Below are 22,040 nucleotides of genomic sequence, written 5' to 3'. Positions count from 1 at the left end.
GCGTTCTACAGGCGCAGTTCGTAGAGGTATTCCTCGTCGCGCTGGCTGCCCACCCAGAACTCGGTATCGGCCACCTTCTCGAAGCCATAGCGCTGGTAAAACCGCTGCGCGCCGGGGTTCTCGCTATAGACCGACAGGCTGAGCGAATCCGCCTGCCAGTCCCGCGCCTGCTCCAGCACCCAGTCCATCAGCTGCCGCCCCAGGCCGTGGCCGGTCAGGTGCCCGGCGCAGTAAAGCTGGCTGAGGAAGACGGGGCGCTGCGGGCGGGGGTGGGGGTGATCGTCCATCACATAGCCGCGCTTGACGAGGGCATAGGCGGCCAGTTCCCCGTCCACCTCGGCCAGCCGGATCGCGGTGTCCGGATCGGCGATAGCCCGCGTGTAGACCTCCGGCGTCTTCCACTCGTCGAGGAACTGCTGGAGGTCCTCCGGCCGGTAGAAATGGGCGAAGGCGTCGATGAACGATTGGCGCGCCAGCGCGGCCAGCGCGGGGGCATCGGCGGGCACGGCGGGCCGCAGGATGATGGTCTGGCCGGTCACGAGAACTTGTCCGCCTTGCGCTTGCCGAACCGCATCCCGCTTTCCAGGTGGCCGCGCAGGGCCTGGTAGAAGGCTTCCAGGAATTCCCGCTCGTAGCCTGCGCCCCCCTGCCAGCCGATCTTGCGACAGATCGCCTGCATCACCTCGCGCATGGCTTCGGGGTTGTTCTGCCGCAGCACGCTTTCCAGCACCTGCAACTCGTGCTCGCCATAGACCGACAGTTCGGCCGGGCCGAAGCGGTAGTCCTGGCTGTGGTCGGGCGCGGTGGACATGGCCTGGGCCAGCTTCAGGCGCGGCGCTTCCACCACCCAGGTGCCGGCGATCAGGTCGCCCGCGCGCAGCCGGTCCCTGTTGAACACCGGGAACAGCAGGAACAGCATCAGCCAGCCGAAGGTGGCCCAGCCGCTGACCCCGCTGCCCGCCACTTCGCCCGATGGCAGGGCCATCAGGTAAGCCAGCGGAATGAACACCTCGAAATCGCGCAGTAGGTTGCGCGCGATCACCGCCTCCGCCGTCAGCCTTTCGCCATCGCGGGCGGCCACGCGGATGCCCAGCAGCCGCTTGCCCGGCGTGGCCCCGCGCGGGCCCAGCTCGAAAGCCAGGAAATAGCCATAGCGGGCGAAGAACAGCAGCAGGATGATGAACACCACCATCAGCTCCACCGCCGGGCCGGTGCCCTGCTCCTCCACCGCGAAGGCCAGGTTGATGCCGATCAGCGCCAGCACCACCACGATCACGATCAGCGCCAGGACCAGGAACGCAATGTCCAGCAGCAGCGCGCCGATGCGCGATCCGCGGCTGGCCAGCGTCAGCGGCAGGGACAGGCCCTCGGGCGTCACCAGCTCGCGCTGGCGTGACGTGCGGCTCAGGGCCAGGCGGCGGCGGGCAGGCAGGGCGGCAGCGTTCATGGCGCGCCTTCCGCACCGGCCCCGGCGCGCGGACGCACCAGCAGGAAATAGGCCAGCCACAGCCCCAGCATGATCCCGCCGATGGTGGCGCGGGTTTCTGCCGTGCCGACAAGCTGGCGCACGAAGCCTTCCAGCAGGCCCGCGATCACCAGCATGATCACGCAGCCCGCCATTACCTGCGCCGCGCGCCGACCCGCTTCCGCCGCGCTGGCCATCACCGTGCGGGTGCCGGGGAACACCATGGAGCGCCCGATGTGCAGCCCCGCCGCGCCGGACAGCAGGATGGCGAACAGCTCGGTCGTGCCGTGGACCGAAAGCCAGGCGGCAAAGGGCCAGACCAGCCCCTGCTGGTCGAATACGTAGAGCATGGCCCCCAGCAGTGCCATGTTGTGGACCAGCAGCATCAGGGTGGGCACGCCGAAGGCAAAGCCCAGGGCAAAGGCCAGGATGCAGACCCCGGCATTGTTCGAGAACAGGTAGGCGGCAAAGGCCCCCAGGCCCTGCGCGCTGGCGGTCGGCTCCAGCGTTTCCAGCAACTGTTCGCGCGTGGCGCTGGGGCCGCGCCCGCCGTCCATCCCGCCGACGAGGGCATAGTACCAGTTGTCATCCTGGGCCACCAGCAGCCAGCCCACCACGGTGCCCGCCACCATCACGAACAGGGCAATGCAGATATCCAGCCACAGCGCGCGGACCGATGCGCTCCAGCCGCCGGTGAAGAACCGCCGCGCCCAGCCGGCCAGCCCCACGCGCGGGCCATAGACCTGGAACCAGGCCCGCCGCACCAGCGCTTCCAGATAGGCGAGGGTGGCGGCATCGAGCGATGTCTCGCGCGCCACGGCCAGGCTGCTGGCGGTCTTGCGATAGAGCACCGGCAGCTCCATCAGGTCCTCATCGGCAATGCGCCGCACGCGGCCCTTTTCCAGCGCGGTGACGATCGCCTCCAGCCGCCGCCAGTCCCCCTCGCGCTCCAGCCGGAAGCGGTCGGAGCGCAAGCTCGCCGCCTCGATGTCGGGGATGGCCTCCATCGCCTTGCGGGTGAAGATGTTGAGCGCCATCAGCCCACGGCCTCCATCCGCTTGGTTTCCAGGTAGCGGTCGATCAGGCTATAGCCGATCTGGTCATGCGGGGCCTCGATCACGTCCACCCCCAGACGCCGCAGGCGTTGCAGCACGATGGCCCGCTGGTGAGCCAGCGCTGCGGCGGTGACGGCCGTGGCCAGGTGCGGAAGGCTGTCCGGTTCCACCCGGGCCAGGCCCTCCAGCTCGGCATCCTGCATGGTCACGAAGATCACCACGTGGTGGCGCACCAGTCGCTCCACGCTTTCCACCATCAGTTCGGCGCTGGTGGGATCGGTGAAATCGGAAAACAGCACGATCAGGCTGCGGCGGCGCAGTCTGGCGGTGAGGGTGGCCAGCGCCAGGGTAAAGTTCGGCTCGCGTGGCACATAGTCCAGCCCGGCGGCGGCAGTCTGCAACCGGTGGAAGCTGCGCGTGTCGGTGACGAACGGGGTGAGCACGATGGGCCGGTCGGCAAAGCCGAACAGGGCCACCTTGTCGCCCCCCTTCAGCGCCACATAGCTGGCGGTGAGCGCGGCGGTGACCGCGCGGTCGATGCGCGGCAGGCCGTCCACCGGCTCGCACATGGCCTGGCCGCAATCGAAGGCGAAGACGATCTGGTTGTCGCGTTCGGCCTCGTTCTCGCGGGCATAGAGGCGGGTATGGCGGGCGCTGGCCTTCCAGTCGATGCGGCGGCGGTCCATGCCGGGCTCGTACTCGCTCAGCGCCTCGAACTGGGTGCCCTCGCCGCGGATGCGCCGGGCGATCAGGCCGAACTGGGCATCGCGCAGGAAGTTCTGGAGCACCGGGCTGCGGGTGGGGGACAGGTCCGGCCACACGCGCACCGGTTGGCCCAGGTGGCGATAGACCTGCCGCACGCCCAGCCCCAGCGGGCCGGGCCAGCGCAGCCACAGGTCCTGCACCAGGCCGGTGCCGCGCCGCTGCGGGACGATTGCCCCGGCACCGGCAAAGTGCTCGCCCGCGCCGGTGCCGGACAGGGTAAAGTCGATGGCTCCGCGCGGCCCCAGCCGGGCATCGAAGCCCAGCGCCCCCTGCGGCGCGGCGGCATCGCTGTCGCGCGCGATCTGCGCCGTCACCCGCACGGCGGCAGGCTGGCCCACCTCGGCATCGTGCGGCACGGTCACGTCCAGCCGGTGCAGTGATCCCGCCAGCCAGCCATCCGCCAGCACCAGCACCAGCACGGTCAGCGCGGCGGCGGGCGCGACGATCCAGGCCGATGGTGCCGTGGCGGCGATGACCACGGCCACCGGCGTCAGCAGCACCAGCAGCGCCAGCGCGCGGCCCGTGGGGACGATAGGGAAGGCGGGGAGGCGGATCATCAGGCCTAGCGCGGCGCCTCGGTCTGTTCGACCAGGCCGGCCACCAGGTCTTCGATCTGGCGTCCTTCGATCTCGGCGGCGGGGCTGAGCAGCAGGCGGTGGCGCAGCACGGCAGTGGCCAGCGCCTTCACGTCATCGGGGATCACATAGGCACGGCCCTGCAAGGCGGCGCGGGCGCGGGCGGCGTTGGCCAGCAGCACGGCGGCGCGGGGGCTGGCCCCGCTGGCAATCTCGGCATTGTCGCGCGTGGCGCGCACCAGGCGCACGGTATAGTCGACGATCTCCGGAGCCAGCGTGACGTGGCGCAGCGACCCCTGCGCGGCGGCGATGGTGCCGGCATCGGCCACCACGGCCACCCCGCAGCTTTCGGGCGTGGGCGCGCCGGCGTTCTGGCCGAAGCGTTCCACGATGCGCGCCTCCTCCTCGAGGCTGGGATAGGCCACCAGCAGCTTGAAGGCGAAGCGGTCCAACTGGGCTTCGGGCAGCGGATAGACGCCCTGGTTCTCGATCGGGTTTTGCGTTGCCACCACCATGAACTGCTCGCCCAGCGCGTGGGTCTCGCCATCCAGCGTCACGCGGCGTTCCTGCATGGCTTCCAGCAACGCGGCCTGGGTCTTGGGCGGGGTGCGGTTGATCTCGTCGGCCAGCAGCAGGTCGCAGAAGATGGGGCCGCGCGTAAGGGTGAACTGGCTGGTCTGGAAGTTGAACAGGTTGCTGCCCAGGATATCGCCCGGCAGCAGGTCCGGCGTGAACTGGATGCGCCCGAAATCCAGGCCCGTAGCGCGCGAAAAGCACTGCGCCAGGAAGGTCTTGGCCGTGCCCGGCGGGCCTTCCAGCAGCACGTGGCCGCGCGCGATCAGGGCGATCAGCAGGTGCTCCACCGTGTCCTCCTGGCCCACGATGGCTTTCCCCACCTCGGCGCGGATGGCGGCGGCCAGGCTCCGGGTTTCCTCCAGGGTCATGGTCATTTGGTCAGGGTCCTTTCGATCGATCTCAGGGCGGCCGCGCCGCGCAGCACATCGGGCAGGCGGCGGGCCTGGCGCAGGCTTTCCGCCGTGGGAGCAAAGCGGGGGCCGGGATGGCCCTGCCGGTCCAGCGCGGCATCGATGGCCGCCTCGCGCGCGGCCTCGTCACCGGCGCGGATCTGCAAGGCGGCGGCGATGCGCCCGGCCACCAGCGCGGCATAGGGCGCGCCCAGCAGGTGCCAGCGCCGCGCGCGCTGGATCAGCGCGGCGCCGTTGCTGGCCAGTTGCGTCTTGCCGAGGGCCATCGCGGGCGGCGCGGCCAGCGGCGAGCCGAAACGGCGGAAGGCGCGCCAGCCGATCACCAGCATGGCCACCAGCAGGCACAGCGTGGCCGCCAGGAACGGCGGGCGGAAGGCCAGGGTCAGCAGGTTCTGCCCCTGGCCCAGGCCATCGATGGTGCTGTCGAACACGATCGGCATCGCGTCCGCGCCCTCGATCGCCGTCTCGTCCATCGCCGCCTCGATCACGGCCACCGCCGCGCGCGCGCGGGTGCGGTCGGCCATGCCGGAATTGTTGAACAGGTCGGGTTCGGCCACGATCACCAGCGGGTAGATGTCGGCATCCTGCGCATCCTCTTCCGCGCGGCTGAACGAGATCCCGCCCAGCGCGGCCAGCGCCGGGTGCCAGCCGCCACGGTTCCAGTAGCCCACCAGCAGGTCGCCCTCGCCATCGGTCACCAGCGGCAGCAACTGCTTGTCGGTGGTGTTCACCAGCGCCTGGACCATCTTCGGATTGGCCGGCGCGCCGCGCAGCCCCGCGCCCTGCCAGCGGGCGGATGTCCCGTGCGCCAGGGCCATGCCGGCAAACTCGGGCACCCGGGCAAACCATTCGGGCGCCGGACCGGGCAGGGTGCGCACCCAGTCGTCCGGCACGTCCTCGCCCTCCACCTCGCCCACCGGGACGACCACCCACTTGGGCAGGATCACCACGGTGGGCCCCTGGTACCGGCGCGCCTCGATCACTTCGCCCAGTTCAGCGGGATCGGTGCCAAGGCCGGGGGTGATGACCAGCAGGTTCCCGTCCCACTCGTCAATCCCGGCCGACAGGCGGCCACGGGTGCGGATCACCTCTTGCCCGCGCCGCTCCAGCAGGTCGGCCAGGGCCGTAAAACCGTTGAGCGCGTTGGAATCGGCGGTTTCGGTGGCGGTCCGCCCGGCGCTGCCGTTCCAGCCCGCGCCGATCGCATAGAGCAGCAGCAGGAATACCGCGCTGCCCACAGTGACCAGCGCCAGCACGCCGCGCAAGGCGAACGGCCCCCTGGCAGCGGGAGCACCCACCGGCGCGGTAACGGCAACCTCGCTCACGCGCGCACCCCGCGATAGCCCAGGGCGAAATCGGCATAGGCGGCACGGGCCGCCTGCCAGTCATCGCGGGTCAGGCGGGTGAGGGCAAACAGGCTGCGCTCCACCCGCGCGGCAATGGTGGCAAAGGCGCTGCGGGCATTGGCGGGCAGGGCCGGCAGGGCGGCAATCTCGCGCGCGGTGCTGCTGGGCGGGATCAGGTCCGGCCGCAGTTCGGCAATCTGGCCAACGGAGCGTTGCAGCAACAGGTGGGTCGCCTCGTCAAAGCGGCCTTCCGCCGCCAGCCGGTCCGCCTCCTCCAGCAGTTGCAGGGCCTGGCCCTGGTCCACCCGCAGCTCCTCCTCCTCGGCCCTGGCGCGTCGGCCGAAGCGCAGGGTGGCCGGATCGATCAGCCGCCACAGGCCCCACAGCACCAGCACGGCCAGCCCGCCCAGCAGCAGCCATTGCAGCCAGAACCAGTTTCCCGCGATAGCCTGCGCCACGGGGCCGAGCAGCGTGCCCAGCCATTCCAGCAGGTCGGTCAGCCAGTCGGGCGGGGTGGGCGGCTCGGGCGTGGCGGGCTCGGGCACCGGCTGGAACTGGATATCGCCGTCGGAACGCACCGCGTCCCAAGCGTCCGCAAATCCCTGATCCCCCGCCGGTCTTTTCACGCTGCCGGTGGTGGCACGGCTGGCGGCCCCGCGCAACCGGGGCATTGCGGGCAGCTTGGGCCAAGGGGCAGATTGCGCCCCGGCGCGCCAGCGGCCATTATGGCCGGCATGACCCAGCTTGCCGCCCACGCCTATCTGCCCCAGGTCCCCTCCGAACAGGCGGTGCGCCGCGTGCTGGTGGTGGGGGGCGGATCGTCCGGCTGGATGGCGGCGACCATGCTGGTCACGGCCCTGTCGCGCCACACGGCGGTGGAGCTGGTGGAAAGTGACGCCATCGGCATTGTCGGCGTGGGCGAGGCGACCATTCCGCCGATGCAGAAGTTCAACCGCTTCTGCCAGATCGACGAGCGCGCCTTCATGGCCGAGACCCACGGCACCTTCAAGCTGGGGATCGAGTTCCACAACTGGGGCCGCGTGGGTGACAAGTACCTGCACCAGTTCGGGGCCGTGGGGCGCGAGATCGATGCCGTGGTCAGGTTGCACCACTGGTGGCAGGCCGGGCGGCTGGCGGCGCAGCGGGACGGCCAGCCCTATCCCCAGTTCCAAGAGCTGTTCGTGGCCCAGGCGGCCGCGCGTGATAACCGCTTTGCCCCCGCAGCACACCAGGCCAGCGGCTATACCCATGCCTACCACTTCGACGCTTCGCTCTATGGCAGACATCTGAGAAAGCTGGCGGAGGGGCGCGGCGTCAGGCGCCACGAAGGGCGCATCGCCCACGTGGAGCGCGACGGGGAGAGCGGCTTCGTCACTGCCGTGCTGCTGGACGACGGGCGGCGGCTGGAGGCGGACCTGTTCATCGACTGCTCCGGCTTTGCCAGCCTGCTGCTGGGCAAGGCGCTGGACGAGCCGTTCGACGACTGGAGCCGCTATATTCCGTCGGACCGGGCGCTGGCCGTGCCAAGCAGGCGGCCCGATGGCCCGCTGCGCCCCTATACCCACGGGATCGCCCACAGCGTCGGCTGGCAGTGGCGCATTCCGCTGCAACACCGCACCGGCAACGGCCACGTGTTCTGCAGCGCCTTCTCGTCCGAAAGCGAGGCGGAGGAGCGGCTGCTGGCGACGGTGGAGGGGGAAACCCTGGATACCCCGCGCCTGATCAGGTTCACCACCGGTCGCCGCCAGCGAAGCTGGGTGGGCAACGTGGTGGCGCTGGGCCTGTCATCGGGTTTCCTGGAGCCGCTGGAATCGACCAGCATCCATTTCGTCCAGTCCTCGCTGGAACGGCTGGTGGACCTGTTCCCCACCCGGGCGATGGACCCATGCTTACGCGATACCTACAACCGCCAGACTGCGCGCGAGTGGACCGATGTGCGCGATTTCATCGTCGCCCACTATCACCTGAGTGAGCGCGACGATTCCGAATTCTGGCGCCACGTGCGGCACATGCCGATCCCGGACAGCCTGGCCCATACCATCGAGTTGTGGCGCGCGCGGGGCATCCTTGACGTGGATGGCGGGCACCTGTTCCAGTTGGGCAGCTGGTCATCGGTGCTGATCGGCCAGCGCTGCCTGCCGGTCGGGGTTCATGCCCTGGCCGACCGGGCCGAGCCCGCCTATGCCGCGCGCCAGATTCGCCAGATCGCCGACGAATGCACCGCCGCCGCGCGCCGCCTGCCGGACCATGCGGCGTTCGTGGCGGGCTATTGTCCCTCGGTGTGAGCGTTCGATGATCGTCATCCTGAACTTGTTTCAGGATCCATCGTGCCGCCGGAGCGGAGCAATCGGGCGGGGTGCAGCGGCGAAGTTCGGCTTTGGCGACAAGCAACTGTGCCGGGCCGAGAACTGGATCCTGAAACGAGTTCAGGATGACGGCAAGGAGGAGGGCGGAGCCTTCTGGCCCTAGCGCAGGTGCAGGCCCTTCAACCGGCGATCTTCGCTGTTCCTGCTATCGGCGCGAACCGGCTGCCTACCCCCGCTTGCGAGCCGATCGGTAAGTGCCCAGCATCCGCAGGTCCTTGGCGTGAAATGCCAGTTCCCGCAGCGCCATGTCCACCGCCGGATCGCCCGGGGCGCCCGTGATGTCGCAGAAGAACATCGTGGCGGCGAAGCTGGCCCCCTTCTGGTAGCTTTCCAGCTTGGTCATGTTGACCCCGTTGGTGGCAAAGCAGCCCAGCGCCTTGTACAGCGCGGCAGGCACGTTGTTCACCTCGAAGATGAAGGTGGTGATGGCATCCTCGCCCGTGAGGGTGGCGGGATCGAGCGGCTCCTGCGCCAGCAGCACGAAGCGGGTGGTGTTGTCCGCCGCGTCCTCCACCTTCTGGTCGATGATGGTCAGGCCATAGAGGTCGGCGGCAATCGCCGGGGCGATCGCGGCAATCGTCGGGTCGCCACTTTCCTTCACGAAGGCCGCCGCGCCCGCCGTGTCGGCATAAGCCATCGGCACGATGCCCCGCTCGCGCAGGTAGTGGCGGCTCTGCCCCAAAGCCTGCGGGTGGCTGTAAGCCGCGTGAAAGGGGCCGTTGCCCAGCGCCATCAGCGCGTGGGTGATCGACAGGAAGTGCTCGCCCACGATGCTAAGGCCACTTTCGGGCAGCAGGAAGTGGATATCGGCCACCCGGCCGTGCTGCGAATTCTCGATCGGGATGATCGCCGCACCGGCCTTGCCGGTCTTCACCGCGTCCAGCGCGTCCTCGAAGCTGAAGCAGGGCAGCGGCAGGCATTCGGGCGCATATTCCAGCGCCGCGCGGTGCGAATTGGCCCCCGGCGCGCCCTGGAACGATATCGCCCGCGCCGGATCGGCAGCGGCCTGGCCTTGCATTTTCTCGACCAGTTCGAGCGCGGGTTGGGGGTATGATCGCATGGGGCAAGCCGCCTATCGCGTCACCAGGGGGCGGACAAGCCGTTATTGCGCACTTGCCTAAGGGCGCGCGCCTGACTAGAGCGCGCCCAAACAGGCACAAACGGGCAGTGAATCACCCATGAGCGACCGTCTCAACACCATTCTCGGCTGGCTTCTTGGCGCGGGCGTCGTCGCCCTGCTGCTGCGTTTCCTGGTGGGCTTCGTGATCCCCGATACCGAAGCGCCGGAAGAACCCGGCTATGCCATCGTCGCTGCGGAAGAGGGCGGGGCGGAAGCCGGCCCGGACCTCGGCACCCTGCTGGCCATGGCCGATGTGGCTGCGGGTGAAGCCAGCTTTGCCAAGTGCATGGCCTGCCACACCATCGCCTCGGGCGGTGCCACCGGCATCGGCCCCAACCTGTGGGCCGTGGTCGGCACGCCGATCGGCGCCCACGCTCCCGGCTTTGCCTACTCGGAAGCCCTGTCGAGCCACGGTGGCGAATGGACCTACGAGAACCTCGATGCCTGGCTGAAGAGCCCCAAGGCCTTCGCCAACGGCACCAAGATGAGCTTCCCGGGTCTCAGCGATCCGCAGGAGCGCGCCAACGTGATCGCCTACATGCACGCCAACGGCGGCGGCCCGGAATTCCCGGCCCCGGCCGCCCCGGCCGCTGAAGAAGGTGCCGAAGGTGCTGAGGGCGACGCTGCCGCCGCGGCCGACAGTGCTGCACCGGCCGAGGGCGAAGCGCCTGCCGCGGAAGCTGCTCCCGCCGCATAAGCGGTCAACTTTGAAGAGTTACGAAAGGCCGGGGCATTGCTCCGGCCTTTTGTTTTGCGAATGACGGGTATGGAGTTGCTACTCCGGTCCCTCGCGCCCCTTGAAGCCCTGCGCGATCACGTACCACTCGCTGCTGTCCTTCCGGCTCGCAGGCGGCTTGGCGTGCTTCACCGTCTTGAAGTGCTGCTTCAGCAGGGACAGCAGATCGTTATCCGTGCCCCCCGCCAGCACCTTGGCGACATAGGCGCCGCCGGGTGCCAGGTTCTCCACCGCGAACCAGGCGCCGGCTTCCACCAGGCCCATGGTGCGCAGGTGGTCGGTCTGCTTGTGGCCCACGGTGTTGGCGGCCATGTCGGACAGGACCAGGTCCGGCTCGCCACCCAGCGCATCGCGTAAGGCGCGCGGGGCCTCGTCGGACATGAAATCCATCTGGAAGATGGTGACGCCATCCAGCGGCTCCACCTCCAGCAGGTCGATCCCCACGATCGCCGCCTGCGGGGCGCGCTTCCTGACCACCTGGCTCCACCCGCCCGGCGCGATGCCCAGGTCCACCACGCGGCGCACGCCTTTCAGCAGGCCGAACTTCTCGTCCAGCTCGGCCAGCTTGTAGGCGGCGCGGCTGCGATAGCCGTCGGCCTTGGCGCGCTTGACGTAAGGGTCGTTCAGCTGCCGCGTCAGCCAGCTGGCAGAGCTGGGCTTGCGCTTCTTGTTCGACGTCAGCCGCCGCTTGGAATCGTCGCCTGCGCGCGCCATCAGTGCAGTTCCTTCTGCCGCAGGTGCGGCGCCACTTCGCTGGCCATCAGCGAACGCAGGATGCCTTCGCGGATGCCGCGGTCGGCCACGCCCAGCCGGGTGGCGGGCCACAGGTCCAGGATCGCCTCCAGGATGGCGCAGCCGGCCACCACCAGGCCCGATCGTTCATTACCCACGCAGGGAATCTGCCGGCGCTCGGCCAGCGACAGGCCGGCCAGCTTCTGCGAGATCGCCCGCATCCGTTCTGCCGGCACCACCAGCCCGTCCACCGCCTGGCGGTTGTACTGCGGCAGGTCCAGGTGGATGCTGGCAAGCGTGGTCACCGTGCCGCTGGTGCCCAGCAGGCGCAGTTCCGGGGCCTGCTTCTGCGGCTGGAGCCGCGCGGCAAAGCGGGCGAGGCTGTCCTCCACCCGCTGGCGCATGGCGCTATAGCGGTCCACTCGGCCGGCGTGGCTGTCCACCTCGTCACCCAGCGTTTCGGACAGCGAGACCACGCCCCAGGGCACGCTTTCCCAGTCGACGATGCGCGGCACGCCCGGCGCGGTATCGGCATCGATCAGCACCAGCTCGGTGGAACCGCCGCCGATATCGAAGATGAGCGCGGGGCCACTGCCGTCCTCCAGCAGCTTGTGGCAGCCCAGCACGGCCAGCCGCGCCTCCTCCTCGGCGCTGATGATGTCGAGCAGGATGCCGGTCTCGCGCGCCACCCGCTCCACGAACTCGGCCCCGTTCTCGGCCTGGCGGCAGGCTTCGGTGGCGACCGAGCGGGCCAGGTGGACCTTGCGTTTCCGCAGCTTGTCGGAACAGATCTTCAGCGCGCCCAGTGCCCGGTCCATCGCCGCGGGGGACAGGCGGCCGGTCTGCGCCAGCCCTTCGCCCAGCCGCACCACGCGGCTGAAGGCATCGATCACCGTGAAATTCTCGTCATCGGGCCGCGCGATCAGCAGGCGGCAGTTGTTGGTGCCCAGGTCGATCGCGGCATAGGCGTGGCGGGTGCCGCCGGCGGGGGGCAGCGCAATGTTCTTGGGGGTCGCCATGCGCGGCGCGGCAGCGGGGGTTTCGCCTGATACGGCAGGGGCGCCGGGGCGGCCCGAAGGCTGGGACTTGCCGGTAAACGGGCGCTTGCGATCCGGCTTCCTGGCGGGACGGCGACCTGGCCTTCCCTTGCGATTGCCGGTGCCTTTGCGGCGACCGTCCGGCGGATGCGTGTCCGCCATGGGAGTGAACTTTCCGATACTAAAACCCGCCACCAGTGAGCGGAACCTGAAAGCAGGTTACCCGATCCGTGCCCCATCGGCAAGGCGCAGGGGCCGCGCCCTCCGGGGCGAGGGGAGCAGCGGGGCCTTGAGCGCCCCCGCCAGCGGCACGTCCTGCGCGGCGCACGGGTCATCCACGCCGATGGTGATGGCATCCTGCGGCACCTCGCCCCGGTATGTCCCGTGAAGGTGATCCCACAGGGCCACGCCGCTGGACCAGTTGCTGTCCATCAGGTGCCAGTCCTGCGCGTGGTGGACGCCGTGCATGGCGGGCGTGGTGATCAGGCGGGAGAGTGCCCGTTCCCACGCAGGGCTCAGCCGGGTGTTGGAATGGTGGAACAGCACCGAGAGGAAGAAGAACCGCTGCCAGCGCGCCAGCATTGCCGGGTCCACCCCGCTCAGCCGCACCTGCACCAGCCGCCAGGGCAGGCTGACCACCATGTCGAGGAAATGGAACCGCAGCGCCGTGCTGGCATCCATGTCCGGATCGACATGGTGCACCCGGTGCCAGCGCCACAGGAAGGGCACCTTGTGGGTCGCCACGTGCCACAGGTAGAAGCCGTAATCCATCGCCAGGAAGGCCGCTGCCTTGCCCGGGATGCCGCCCAGCGCGTGCTGCAATCCGCGCCGCTTGCGGGAATTGCGCGCGGCCACCGCGCGGGTGGCGGGGTTCTCGATGGCGGCTATCACCACCAGGCACATGGCCCCCATCATCAGGTTGCGGGTAACGCGGGGGAGCGCGGGCACGGTCTGCCGCCGCAGCGGCCGCGTGCGTTCGGCCACGGCGATTGCCCCCACTGCGCCCAGCGTGAAGGCCATGCCCGCCAGTTTCAGCCACCTGCCTGCCATGCGGGCCAAGATGCCCCTTCGCCAAAGCCGGGTCCAGCGGCTAAACGGCGGGAGATGAAACCGACCGTTGCCCTGTTTGCGCGCTATCCCACTCCCGGCGAAGCCAAGACCCGGCTGATCCCCGCGCTGGGGCCGGAAGGCGCGGCGCGGGTGCACCGGCTGCTGGTGGAGCGGACGCTGGCCACGGTGCGCGCCAGCGGCCTGCCGTTCGCCCTCCACGCCACCGGCGCGCCGCTGGCAGACTTTGCCGAATGGCTGGGCGCAGACGTGCCGCTGGTGGAGCAGGGCGGGGGTGATCTGGGCGCGCGGCTGACGCGGGTGGGGGCGCCCGCGATCCTGCTGGGGGCCGATGTGCCCGGCCTCACCCCGCGCCACCTGACTGCCGCTGCGGCCGCGCTGGAGGCTGGCGAAGTGGCGATCGGCCCGGCGCTCGATGGCGGGTATTACCTGCTGGGTCTTGCCCGCCGACTGCCGTTCCTGTTCACCGCCATGCCCTGGGGCACCGCAAGCGTGCTTGAGGAAACGCTGGCCCGCCTGCGCCAGCAACAGATCGCGCCCCACATGCTGGAGCCGCTGGCCGATTGCGACCGCCCGGCGGACCTCGCCCATTGGCCCGAACTGCTCGGCTGATGCGCGTTTCGGTGGTCATTCCCATGCTGAACGAGGCGGCGGCGCTGCCCGCGCTGGCTCCTGTCATTGCCGCGCTCGACCCGCCCCCGCACGAGGTGGTCTGCGTCGACGGTGGCAGCGCCGATGCCTCGGTGGCGCTTGCGCAGGGCTTCGGCTGGCGGGTGGTGGAATGCGAGCGCGGGCGCGGGCGGCAGATCAACGCCGGGGTGGCAGCGGCCACGGGCGATGCCGTGGTGGTGCTCCACGCCGATACTTTTCCCCCGCCCGATGCGCTGGCCGTGGTGGCGCAGGTGCTGGCCGATCCGGGTACCGTGCTGGCGGGCTTCACCCCGATCATTCGCGGGCCGGACAAGACCCGCTGGGGCACCACGGCGCACAACTGGGCCAAGACCTGGTATGCCCCGCTGCTGTTCCACCCCGTCCGCTTCGCTCGCGGGCTGCGCCTGCTGTTCGGCGACCACGGCATGTTCTTCCGCCGCGCCGATTACCTGGCTGCGGGCGGCTGCGATCCGCAGGCCCTGGTGATGGAGGAGGCCGAACTGTGCCTGCGCATGGCCACCCTTGGCCGGGTGCGGCTGGTGCCGCGCGCCATCGAGACGAGTGACCGGCGCATTGCCCAGTGGGGCGCGCTGAGGGCCAACTGGATCTACCTGAAGGTCGGCATCCTGTGGGGCCTGGGCGCGCGCCGGGGGCTGGAGCGCTTCTATCCCGATATTCGTTAGCAGGAGGGGCGCTAGCAGCAGGGTGCGCCGCTTGCCGTGGCGGACTGGCTGCCCCTCAGGCCAAACGGGCTGCCGGTGCCGCAGCCGGGGAACACGCCGAAGTGCGTCGAGAAATCGCCGATGAAATCGAAGTGCGGGGCAAACCGCGTGCCGGCCAGCATGGCCCACGAATTGCCGCAGATCGGGAAGATTCGCCCCTTCTCGATCGCATGGTGCGCGTCGAGGTGGAATACCTGGGGGTGGCCGGGAATGGTGCCCCTGTAGACCACCGCCTGGCCATAATCCTCGCACTGCGGTTCCAGCGCCGCCAGCTTGAACAGGCGATAGGTGGCGGAAACGAAGCTGATGCCGGCCAGCTTTTCGGCCACCTCGGCGTTGTTGATCGCCAGCGGCCGGTCGGTCACCAGGCGCGGATCGGCAAAGCCTGTGGCCTTGGCCAGCCGGTCGAAATCGCCCCAGTAGAGCGCGCCGGACAGGCATTCGCCGTGCAGCACCGGGTCTGCCAGCAGGTGTTGGGGCACGCGCCGGTCGGCATAGACGTCGCTGAAATACAGTTCCCCGCCCGGCTTCAGCAGGCGGTGGGCAGCGCGGAACACCGCAACCTTGTCGGCCACCAGGTTGATCACGCAGTTGGACACGATCACGTCGAAGCTTTCCGGCTCCAGCCCCAGCGCGTCCAGCCGCTCGATGTCGCCTTCCACAAACCTGACGTTGGCATAGCCGAAGCGTTCGGCGTGCCAGGCCTGATGATCGCGCGCCACGGCGAGCTGTTCGGGCGTGGCATCCACCCCCGTCACCGATCCCTGCGCGCCCACCATCTGCGCCAGCAGGTAGGCATCCTGGCCGCTGCCCGAGCCGAGGTCGAGCACCCGGCAGCCGTCGATCATCTGCGGCATCACCAGCCCGCAGCCGTAATAGCGGGCCTTCACCTCCGGGTGGACGTTGGCGAGCGCCGCCAGCACCTCCGGCGGCGGGGCTTCCGCCGTGCAGCAGGCATCGGTCAGCAGGTCGGCGCTGCCCTGCAGCACCTTGCCGTAATAATCCTGCGCGTTCTGGAGGTTCATCGTGCTCGCTCTTCCGGTCTGGCGCGCACCCTAACCGATAAGCGGTATCGCGCGACACGGTTTTCGGTCTACCTTGGCAGCGATGGCCTATACCCATGATGTGATCGTGATCGGCGCCGGGGCCGCCGGCCTGACGGCGGCGGGCGGCTGCGCGCTGTTCGGCCTTGAGGTGGCGCTGATCGAGCGGGCCGAGATGGGCGGCGAGTGCCTCAACAACGGCTGCGTGCCGTCGAAGGCGCTGATCGCCGCGAGCCGGCGGGCGGGCGCGGCTGGCAGCGCGCTGGGGGTGCACCTGCCCGCGCCGGTAGTCGACTGGGCCGCCGTCCACGCCCACATCCACGGCGCGATTGCCGCGATTGCCCCGCACGATTCGCAAGGCAGGTTCGAAGGGATGGGTTGCGAGGTGATCCGGGGCGATGCCCGGCTGACCGATCCGCACAGCGTTGCGGTGAATGGCCGCACGCTTTGCGCCCCCCGCATCGTGCTGGCCACGGGGTCCGAACCGGCGGTGCCGCCGATCCCCGGGCTGGCCGATGTGCCCTACCTGACCAACGAGAACCTGTTTGCCCTCACCGAACTGCCCGGCCACCTGGTGGTGCTGGGCGGCGGGGCCGTGGGCATGGAAATGGCGCAGGCCTTCCGCAAGCTGGGCAGCCAGGTGACGCTGGTCGAGCCGGGGCAGCTCCTTGCCCGCGATGACCGTGACAGCGTGGCCGTGGTGGAAGCCGCCATGCGTGCCGATGGCGTGGCGTTCGTGACCGACAAGGCGGCGCGCGTGTCCGGCAAGGCCGGGGCGATCACGGTGACGCTGGCGGGCGGGGGGCAGGTGCAGGGCACCCACCTGCTGCTGGCCACCGGGCGCCGCGCGCGGGTGGCAGGGTACGGGCTGGAGCAGATCGGCGTGAAGCTGGGGGATAACGGCATTGCCGTGGATGCCCGCCGCCGCACCTCGCTCAAGCACATCTACGCCATCGGCGATTGCCGCGATGGCCCGCGCCTGACCCATGTGGCCGGGCAGGAAGGCAGCAACGTGGTGCTGGAGATCTGCACCGGCCTGCCCACCAAGGTGGACTGGCGGGCGCTGCCCTGGTGCACCTATACCTTGCCCGAAGTGGCGCAGATCGGCCTGACCGAGGCGCAGGCGCGCGAGCAGTTCGGCGATGCAGTGACCGTGCAGCGCGAAGGCTTTGACCATATCGACCGCGCCGTGGCCGAAGGCGAGACGGCGGGCCACATGAAGCTGGTGTTGAAGGGCAGGAAGGTCGTCGGCGCCAGCATCGTGGGCGACAACGCGGGCGAGCTGCTGCTGCCGCTGTGGCAGGCGATCACCGGCAAGACCGGCACCTTCGCGCTGGGCGGGGCGATTGTCGCCTATCCCACTCGCAGCGATGTGACCAAGGCGCTGGCGTTCAAGGCGTGGGAACCGACCGTGTTCGGCAAGTGGCCGAAGAAGTGGGCGGGCCTGCTGGCCAGCCTGCGGAGGCGGTCCTGATGGCCAGCCGCACCCTCTCGCGCAAGGCCCCCATCGGCCCCTCTCCCTTCGCCCTGCCGGATCGCCGGCCGCTGCCTGCGGACAAGTTCACCGATTCGCTGGTCACCGCCGATGGCTCCCCGCGCGCCGTGGTGGCGCTGGCGCGGCTGGAAACGCTGTGGCTCAACACCGGCACTCTGTGCAACCTGGCCTGTGCCAGTTGCTATATCGAGAGCAGCCCCACCAACGATGCGCTGGCCTACCTGTCGCTGGCCGAGGCCGAGCAGTTCCTCGACGAACTGGCCCAGCCTATCGAGATCGGCTTCACCGGCGGCGAGCCGTTCATGAACCCGGCGATCGTGCCCATGCTGGAGGCTGCGCTGGAACGCGGCCACCGCGTGCTGGTGCTGACCAATGCCATGCGCCCGATGCGGCGGCACGAGGCGGCGCTGCTGGCCTTGCGCCAGCGGTTCGGACCTGCGCTGACCCTGCGCGTCTCGATCGATCACCACACTCGCGCCGTGCACGAGGGTGAGCGCGGCCCCGGTTCGTGGCAGCCGATGATCGAGGGGCTGCGCTGGCTGTCCGCCCACCACTTCAGCCTGGCCGCCGCAGGCCGCGCGCTTGCGGGCGAGGACCAGGACACGGCCCGCGCCGCCTATGCCGCGCTGTTCGCTGCCGAGGGCATCGCCATCGACGCCGCCGATCCCGCAGCCCTGGTGATCTTCCCCGAGATGGATGCCGGAGCCGACGTGCCGGAGATTACCGAGGCCTGCTGGGGCATCCTGCACAAGCGCCCTGCCGATGTTATGTGTGCCACCAGCCGCATGGTGGTGCGCCGCAAGGGGGAGGGGGAGGCGCGCGTGGTCGCCTGCACTCTGCTGCCCTACGATCCGCAGTTCGATCTGGGCGCGACGCTGGCCGAAGCCGCCCGCCCCGTGCCGCTGAACCACCCGCATTGCGCGCGCTTCTGCGTGCTGGGCGGGGCGAGCTGCTCGGCATGAGGGGGTGGCTGGGCATTGCCGCGCTGGCGCTGGCCGTCCCCGCAGCGGCGCAAGGCAGCATCGACGGCGTGTGGCGCGACGATGGCGGCTATGTCGAGATCACTGTCGGCCCCTGGGGCGCTCAGGGCGGCGCGACGCGCTGCGGCCGCATTACCCGCATCATCCGCCAGAAGCCGGGCGAGACCGACCGCGACCGACACAACGACAACCCGGCGCTGCGCGGCCGCTCGATTTTGGGCATCACCATCCTGTCCGGCCTCGCCTGGCGCGACGGGGCCTGGCGCGGGCGGGTGTACAATCCGGAGGACGGCGGCACCTACCGCACCGAAGTGCGCCCCGGCAGCGGCGGCACGCTGGAGGTGAAGGGCTGCCTTGGCTTCATCTGCCGCACGAAGGTATGGCCAGCGGCCCGTTAAGCGACATCTCCCGGAACTACCCTATGGATAGGGGGTTGATTCCCGCTGGTGCGCGTTCTAGAGGCCCGCCCTCTATTGCCCCGTCGTCTAAAGGTAAGACTACGGATTCTGATTCCGTCTATCGAGGTTCGAATCCTCGCGGGGCATCCAACCTTCCCGTTTTTCCCGACAGTTCAGGAGCAGGTGGCCACCATGGCCGCCGGGGTGGTCTGGTACACCTGCGTCAGGTCGCGCGCATCGCGCACGTTGTATGATCCGGTATAGACGATCAGCCGCCCGTCAAACGGGGACAGCCCGCTGACCGCGTGGTAGCGATAGGCCACTTCCACGAACATCACCGCATCGCCCGCCCCGGCGGTTATGCGCGTGCCGGCCGGGCCCATGCCGGGAAAGGCAGTTCCGGTGGCTCCCGTCCCTTGCGGGCCATAGGCCGATGCCCGCGCCAGCGTGCCGGTGCAGCGCTGCCAGTGGATCCACTGGCCACCGTCCGCATTGCGTTCCAGGCTGGACAGGATGATCCGCCCGCGCCCGGCGATGTCCAGCCCGCTGGCGGCCTGCCGCGCACCGATGAACACGTCGTTGATGTCGCTTTCATAGACCTTGCGGCTGACCAGCACGTTGCGCTCGCCCATCCGGCTGGCGTTGTCGGCCACCTGCAGGGCCAGCTGGCTCATCCGCATGTGGGTGAGGATGTAGCTGGCGGTATCCACGCCGCCCACGCCCAGCACCAGGAACAGCGGCAGCAGCAGGGCGAATTCGGTGGTGGCCACCGCGCCATCGGCACGCCCGATACGGCTCAGTTGGGAGCGGGCACCCGTCATGCGCAATTTCCCAGCGGGATCGTGCGGTTCTGCTCGTCATAGGGCTGGTTGCGCAGCACGGTCGTCGCGCGCAGCTCCTCGGTGCTCGGCCAGCCCACCAGCGCGCCCAGCGGCAGCAGGCGGCGATAGCTGACCGTGGCGGTGAACACCACGGCATCGCGCGCGCCCCCGTTGCCGGACCGGCCCCGGTCGCTGTCCCAGGCGCCATTGCCGTTGGCGTCCTCGAACGGCTCGTTGGCGTTGCACTGGCCGTCGGCGTTGATGTCGTCGAACTTCTCCGCCTGGCCGATGTCGCCGAAATCGAAGTAGGACCTGCGGTTAAAGGTGAATTGCGCCCCCGGCACCACGCTGCCCACCTGGCCGCGGATCAGGTTCTCCAGCTCGGTGCGGCGCGAATAGGCGTCCTCCATCGAGAAATCGCGCCCCACCCGCTGCATCGCGCCCTGCAGGACCGAGCTGGCATAGACCTTCATGCCGGTATCGAACACGGCGAACAGCATCATCAGGAACAGCGGGGCCACCAGCGCGAATTCCACGATGGCCGCGCCGCGCGTGCAGGCGGAAAGACGGGTGGCGAGGGAGCGAAGGCAGGCCATGTCAGCTTGTCAGCCGCAGCGCGGCGATCTTTTCCGCGATCTGGGTAAAGGCGGTCTGCAAGCCGGCCGAATTGCTGGCCGCAAAGGCCCGCCCGGGGGTGGCGCAATCGATCAGGCTTTGCGTAAGCGTGGTGCCGAAGGCCACAACCCAGACCGAGATGTTCTCCTCGCGCGCCTGGCGGCAAATCGCCTGGAAGCGCGCCTCGTGGGCTGCCTGGACATCGGCAAAGGCTGTGCCGGTGGTGACCCGCCGGTCCCACCAGTGGATGCCATAGGGGGTGTACACCGTGTCGCTGGTGGACAGTTCGCCATCGGTCATGAAGACGATGTGGCGCGAAATGGCATCGCCGTTGGGGGCGGTGGCATTGTCTGCCGCGAACAGCCCGTTGGGGCTGAGGAAGCGCGCGCCCCACAGCATGCCGATATCGTGATAGGTGCTGCCCAGCGCGCGGAAGCCGTTGGCATGGCTGAGGTAATTCTCAAGGCCGGTGCGGTCGTAATCGGTCAGCCGCGTCGCCGCCTTGGGGCAGTAATAGGGGGCCAGGCCGAAGTTGCCCGTGGTGTTCACCGTGGCTTGCGTGGCGTTGTAGCCGCTGTAGCGCAGGTAGACCGCCCCCGGCAGGGTGGGCTTCCACTTCTGCGCCGTGCTGGCCGGCACCAGGTTGATGTCCAGGTCATAGGCGGTGGCGGGCAGCGGGTTGAGGCTGGTGGAGGTGGTGGTTCCGGCTTCCTCGATGCAACCGTCCCAGGTGTGCACCTGGTTGGCGCCCGATGCGCCGGTGGGCAGGGTAACCGCGCCGTTGGTCACCATCGCGCCCACGTTCCACGTGGCCTGCTGGTAGTTCCAGCTGGCAAAGGTGTTGCTCACCCGCTCCACGATGGTGGCGTTCATGTCCGCCGGATAGCGGTTGTAGGTCAGGTCGATGAAACACCTGGGATTCCAGTTGGAATTCCACCAGGCGGTGGGCACCCCTTCCTGGAAGGTGGCCCGCGCGGTGATCACGCGGGTGCGCAGGTCGCCGTTCCAGCTTTCGGACACGACGGTGACGGTATTCGCCTGAATAGTGTTGTCGACATAGACATCGGTGGTGGCCAGCGGGGAACTGGCCGCCTTCGAGTTGCACGCGGTCTGGCTGGAAACCGAGGATTCCCCGGTCGGATTGTACCAGTAGGAATGGTAGGTCTTGGTCCCCCGGTTGGACAGGCTGTTGACCGTGACGCTGACCGTGCTGGTGGACGTGGTATATTGCGGCACCCGCGTCTGGTAGGCGGCGCTGGTGGCCATGTATTGCGCGGGGATTGAACGGCCCACGTTGATCCCGCTGGAATAGGGCACCACGCCATAGCGCACCTGCGCGGCGGACGATGTGGCCGCCTCCACCGTGTCGTAGAAGCTCATCACCGCCGTGCGCAGGCCGCGGATGCGGGCATTGCCGGCCTCGGTATTGTTGTTGTTGCCGTTGGGGCAGAAGGCGCCATCATCCGGGCAGTTCATCGAACCGGTCACGTCCAGCACGAAGACGATATCGGTGTTGGAGATGTTGACTTCCGCCGTGCAGTCCACCGCCAGGTCGAACCGGGCAAAGCCGAACATCTGCATGATCGTGGTGGGCAGGCGAGCGCTGGCCGTGCCCCCCACCTCGCCATTGCTGGTAGCCCCGTAATCGCGCGTCAGGTTGGTGGTGCCGAAGGTGCCGGCGGGAAAGTTGTGGTCGAAGAAGGCCAGCCCCTGGTTGCGGGCCGCCGTGGTCATCGTGTCGTTGGTCATCAGCTTGCGTGCGGCCAGGGCCCCGGAATCGCAGGCGTTCTGCAGCCGGGTCTGGGCCATCTGGTAGCGGCTGACATCGATCGCGCTGCCGATCACGATCACCAGCGGCACCAGCGCCACGGCGGCCAGCACCATCACGTTGCCCCGCGCATCACGCGCCAGGCGCGCCAGCAGGGCGCGCAGCAGCCGCAGGGCCGTGGCCCGACAGGGGGGCCGGCGCGTGATGGCAGGCGTGATCATCCGCGCGCCTTAGCGGGGTGAGGGCTGGCACCGGCCTAGCGGTCTCCTGCGCGTTTCTACCTAGGGGCACGGTAA

23 protein-coding genes and 1 tRNA gene are annotated in these 22,040 nt (G+C 69.2%); 9 read left to right on the top strand and 15 right to left on the bottom strand.

Translation table 11 applies throughout. From position 1 onward, the window contains the following. Window positions 1–5 precede the first annotated feature (5 nt). From GRI99_RS17175 to GRI99_RS17145, 7 genes are read right to left on the bottom strand one after another with little or no spacing between them, the layout of a single operon-like run. Entirely contained in the window at window positions 6–539 is a 534-nt protein-coding gene (locus tag GRI99_RS17175) for a GNAT family N-acetyltransferase (RefSeq protein ID WP_337192952.1), read from the bottom strand. Further along, on the bottom strand, window positions 536–1,447 hold the full coding sequence (locus GRI99_RS17170; RefSeq protein WP_160773292.1) for an RDD family protein: 912 nt from the start codon (window positions 1,445–1,447) through the stop codon (window positions 536–538). Before GRI99_RS17170 ends, GRI99_RS17175 begins: the two co-directional genes overlap by 4 nt. Continuing rightward, on the bottom strand, window positions 1,444–2,502 hold the full coding sequence (locus tag GRI99_RS17165) for a stage II sporulation protein M (RefSeq protein WP_237438435.1): 1,059 nt from the start codon (window positions 2,500–2,502) through the stop codon (window positions 1,444–1,446). Before GRI99_RS17165 ends, GRI99_RS17170 begins: the two co-directional genes overlap by 4 nt. Beyond that, window positions 2,502–3,842 (bottom strand): DUF58 domain-containing protein, encoded by a 1,341-nt coding sequence (locus GRI99_RS17160; protein ID WP_160773291.1) that lies wholly within the window; start codon window positions 3,840–3,842, stop codon window positions 2,502–2,504. The genes GRI99_RS17165 and GRI99_RS17160 overlap by 1 nt, the downstream gene beginning before the upstream one ends. 5 nt (window positions 3,843–3,847) lie before the next feature. After that, window positions 3,848–4,804: an AAA family ATPase gene (locus GRI99_RS17155; protein WP_160773377.1), complete on the bottom strand. Its 957-nt coding sequence runs from the start codon at window positions 4,802–4,804 to the stop codon at window positions 3,848–3,850. A 2-nt stretch (window positions 4,805–4,806) separates the two neighbouring features. After that, complete coding sequence (locus GRI99_RS17150; RefSeq protein ID WP_160773290.1) at window positions 4,807–6,171, bottom strand: DUF4350 domain-containing protein; 1,365 nt, start codon at window positions 6,169–6,171, stop codon at window positions 4,807–4,809. Continuing rightward, window positions 6,168–6,947, bottom strand: a complete 780-nt coding sequence (locus GRI99_RS17145) for a hypothetical protein (RefSeq protein WP_160773289.1) — start codon at window positions 6,945–6,947, stop codon at window positions 6,168–6,170. The genes GRI99_RS17150 and GRI99_RS17145 overlap by 4 nt, the downstream gene beginning before the upstream one ends. On the opposite strand from GRI99_RS17145, the gene GRI99_RS17140 reads away from it, so the two are divergent. Together GRI99_RS17140 and GRI99_RS17135 are read left to right on the top strand one after the other, a co-directional pair. Next, on the top strand, window positions 6,927–8,477 hold the full coding sequence (locus tag GRI99_RS17140; RefSeq protein ID WP_160773288.1) for a tryptophan halogenase family protein: 1,551 nt from the start codon (window positions 6,927–6,929) through the stop codon (window positions 8,475–8,477). The genes GRI99_RS17145 and GRI99_RS17140 overlap by 21 nt on opposite strands. A gap of 7 nt (window positions 8,478–8,484) precedes the next feature. Next, entirely contained in the window at window positions 8,485–8,661 is a 177-nt protein-coding gene (locus GRI99_RS17135; protein ID WP_160773287.1) for a hypothetical protein, read from the top strand. A gap of 63 nt (window positions 8,662–8,724) precedes the next feature. Here GRI99_RS17135 and GRI99_RS17130 read toward each other — a convergent pair whose 3' ends face one another. Next, window positions 8,725–9,618: a prephenate dehydratase gene (locus tag GRI99_RS17130; RefSeq protein ID WP_160773286.1), complete on the bottom strand. Its 894-nt coding sequence runs from the start codon at window positions 9,616–9,618 to the stop codon at window positions 8,725–8,727. 118 nt (window positions 9,619–9,736) lie between these two features. On the opposite strand from GRI99_RS17130, the gene GRI99_RS17125 reads away from it, so the two are divergent. Continuing rightward, window positions 9,737–10,375 carry a c-type cytochrome gene (locus GRI99_RS17125; RefSeq protein ID WP_160773285.1) on the top strand — a complete coding sequence of 213 codons (639 nt, stop codon included), beginning with the start codon at window positions 9,737–9,739 and terminating at the stop codon, window positions 10,373–10,375. 78 nt (window positions 10,376–10,453) lie between these two features. On the opposite strand, the gene GRI99_RS17120 is transcribed toward GRI99_RS17125, so the two are convergent. From GRI99_RS17120 to GRI99_RS17110, 3 genes are read right to left on the bottom strand one after another with little or no spacing between them, the layout of a single operon-like run. Beyond that, window positions 10,454–11,128, bottom strand: coding sequence for an RlmE family RNA methyltransferase (locus GRI99_RS17120; RefSeq protein WP_160773284.1), 675 nt, complete (start codon window positions 11,126–11,128; stop codon window positions 10,454–10,456). After that, on the bottom strand, window positions 11,128–12,345 hold the full coding sequence (locus GRI99_RS17115; RefSeq protein WP_160773283.1) for a Ppx/GppA phosphatase family protein: 1,218 nt from the start codon (window positions 12,343–12,345) through the stop codon (window positions 11,128–11,130). The genes GRI99_RS17120 and GRI99_RS17115 overlap by 1 nt, the downstream gene beginning before the upstream one ends. A 57-nt stretch (window positions 12,346–12,402) precedes the next feature. Then, a complete protein-coding gene (locus GRI99_RS17110) occupies window positions 12,403–13,233 on the bottom strand; it encodes a sterol desaturase family protein (RefSeq protein ID WP_237438434.1) in 831 nt (276 codons plus the stop codon). A gap of 54 nt (window positions 13,234–13,287) precedes the next feature. Here GRI99_RS17110 and GRI99_RS17105 point away from each other — a divergent pair, with 54 nt between their 5' ends. Both GRI99_RS17105 and GRI99_RS17100 read left to right on the top strand, forming a co-directional pair. After that, entirely contained in the window at window positions 13,288–13,863 is a 576-nt protein-coding gene (locus GRI99_RS17105; RefSeq protein ID WP_160773281.1) for a TIGR04282 family arsenosugar biosynthesis glycosyltransferase, read from the top strand. Beyond that, window positions 13,842–14,585 carry a glycosyltransferase gene (locus GRI99_RS17100; RefSeq protein ID WP_237438433.1) on the top strand — a complete coding sequence of 248 codons (744 nt, stop codon included), beginning with the start codon at window positions 13,842–13,844 and terminating at the stop codon, window positions 14,583–14,585. Before GRI99_RS17105 ends, GRI99_RS17100 begins: the two co-directional genes overlap by 22 nt. A gap of 11 nt (window positions 14,586–14,596) precedes the next feature. Here the strand turns inward: GRI99_RS17100 and GRI99_RS17095 are convergent, their stop codons facing one another. Further along, a complete protein-coding gene (locus GRI99_RS17095; RefSeq protein ID WP_160773280.1) occupies window positions 14,597–15,649 on the bottom strand; it encodes a methyltransferase domain-containing protein in 1,053 nt (350 codons plus the stop codon). Window positions 15,650–15,731: 82 nt separating this feature from the next. Between GRI99_RS17095 and GRI99_RS17090 the strand changes: the two genes are divergently transcribed. The 4 genes from GRI99_RS17090 to GRI99_RS17075 all read left to right on the top strand — a co-directional run bounded on the left by GRI99_RS17090 (window position 15,732) and on the right by GRI99_RS17075 (window position 18,690). Then, on the top strand, window positions 15,732–17,141 hold the full coding sequence (locus GRI99_RS17090; RefSeq protein WP_160773279.1) for a dihydrolipoyl dehydrogenase family protein: 1,410 nt from the start codon (window positions 15,732–15,734) through the stop codon (window positions 17,139–17,141). Continuing rightward, window positions 17,141–18,124, top strand: a complete 984-nt coding sequence (locus tag GRI99_RS17085) for a radical SAM protein (RefSeq protein WP_160773278.1) — start codon at window positions 17,141–17,143, stop codon at window positions 18,122–18,124. The genes GRI99_RS17090 and GRI99_RS17085 overlap by 1 nt, the downstream gene beginning before the upstream one ends. Beyond that, window positions 18,121–18,540: a DUF2147 domain-containing protein gene (locus GRI99_RS17080; protein WP_160773277.1), complete on the top strand. Its 420-nt coding sequence runs from the start codon at window positions 18,121–18,123 to the stop codon at window positions 18,538–18,540. Before GRI99_RS17085 ends, GRI99_RS17080 begins: the two co-directional genes overlap by 4 nt. 76 nt (window positions 18,541–18,616) lie before the next feature. Beyond that, a tRNA-Gln gene (locus GRI99_RS17075) sits at window positions 18,617–18,690 on the top strand. A 23-nt stretch (window positions 18,691–18,713) separates the two neighbouring features. Here the strand turns inward: GRI99_RS17075 and GRI99_RS17070 are convergent. From GRI99_RS17070 to GRI99_RS17060, 3 genes are read right to left on the bottom strand one after another with little or no spacing between them, the layout of a single operon-like run. Then, on the bottom strand, window positions 18,714–19,361 hold the full coding sequence (locus GRI99_RS17070; RefSeq protein WP_160773276.1) for a TadE/TadG family type IV pilus assembly protein: 648 nt from the start codon (window positions 19,359–19,361) through the stop codon (window positions 18,714–18,716). Continuing rightward, window positions 19,358–19,957, bottom strand: a complete 600-nt coding sequence (locus tag GRI99_RS17065) for a TadE/TadG family type IV pilus assembly protein (protein WP_160773275.1) — start codon at window positions 19,955–19,957, stop codon at window positions 19,358–19,360. Before GRI99_RS17065 ends, GRI99_RS17070 begins: the two co-directional genes overlap by 4 nt. Before the next feature lies 1 nt (window position 19,958). Beyond that, window positions 19,959–21,965 (bottom strand): pilus assembly protein, encoded by a 2,007-nt coding sequence (locus tag GRI99_RS17060; RefSeq protein WP_160773274.1) that lies wholly within the window; start codon window positions 21,963–21,965, stop codon window positions 19,959–19,961. Window positions 21,966–22,040 lie beyond the last annotated feature (75 nt).

This window comes from Alteraurantiacibacter buctensis (genome assembly GCF_009827655.1).
Lineage (GTDB): Bacteria > Pseudomonadota > Alphaproteobacteria > Sphingomonadales > Sphingomonadaceae > Alteraurantiacibacter > Alteraurantiacibacter buctensis.
This window is presented reverse-complemented; position numbering and strand designations above follow the sequence as displayed.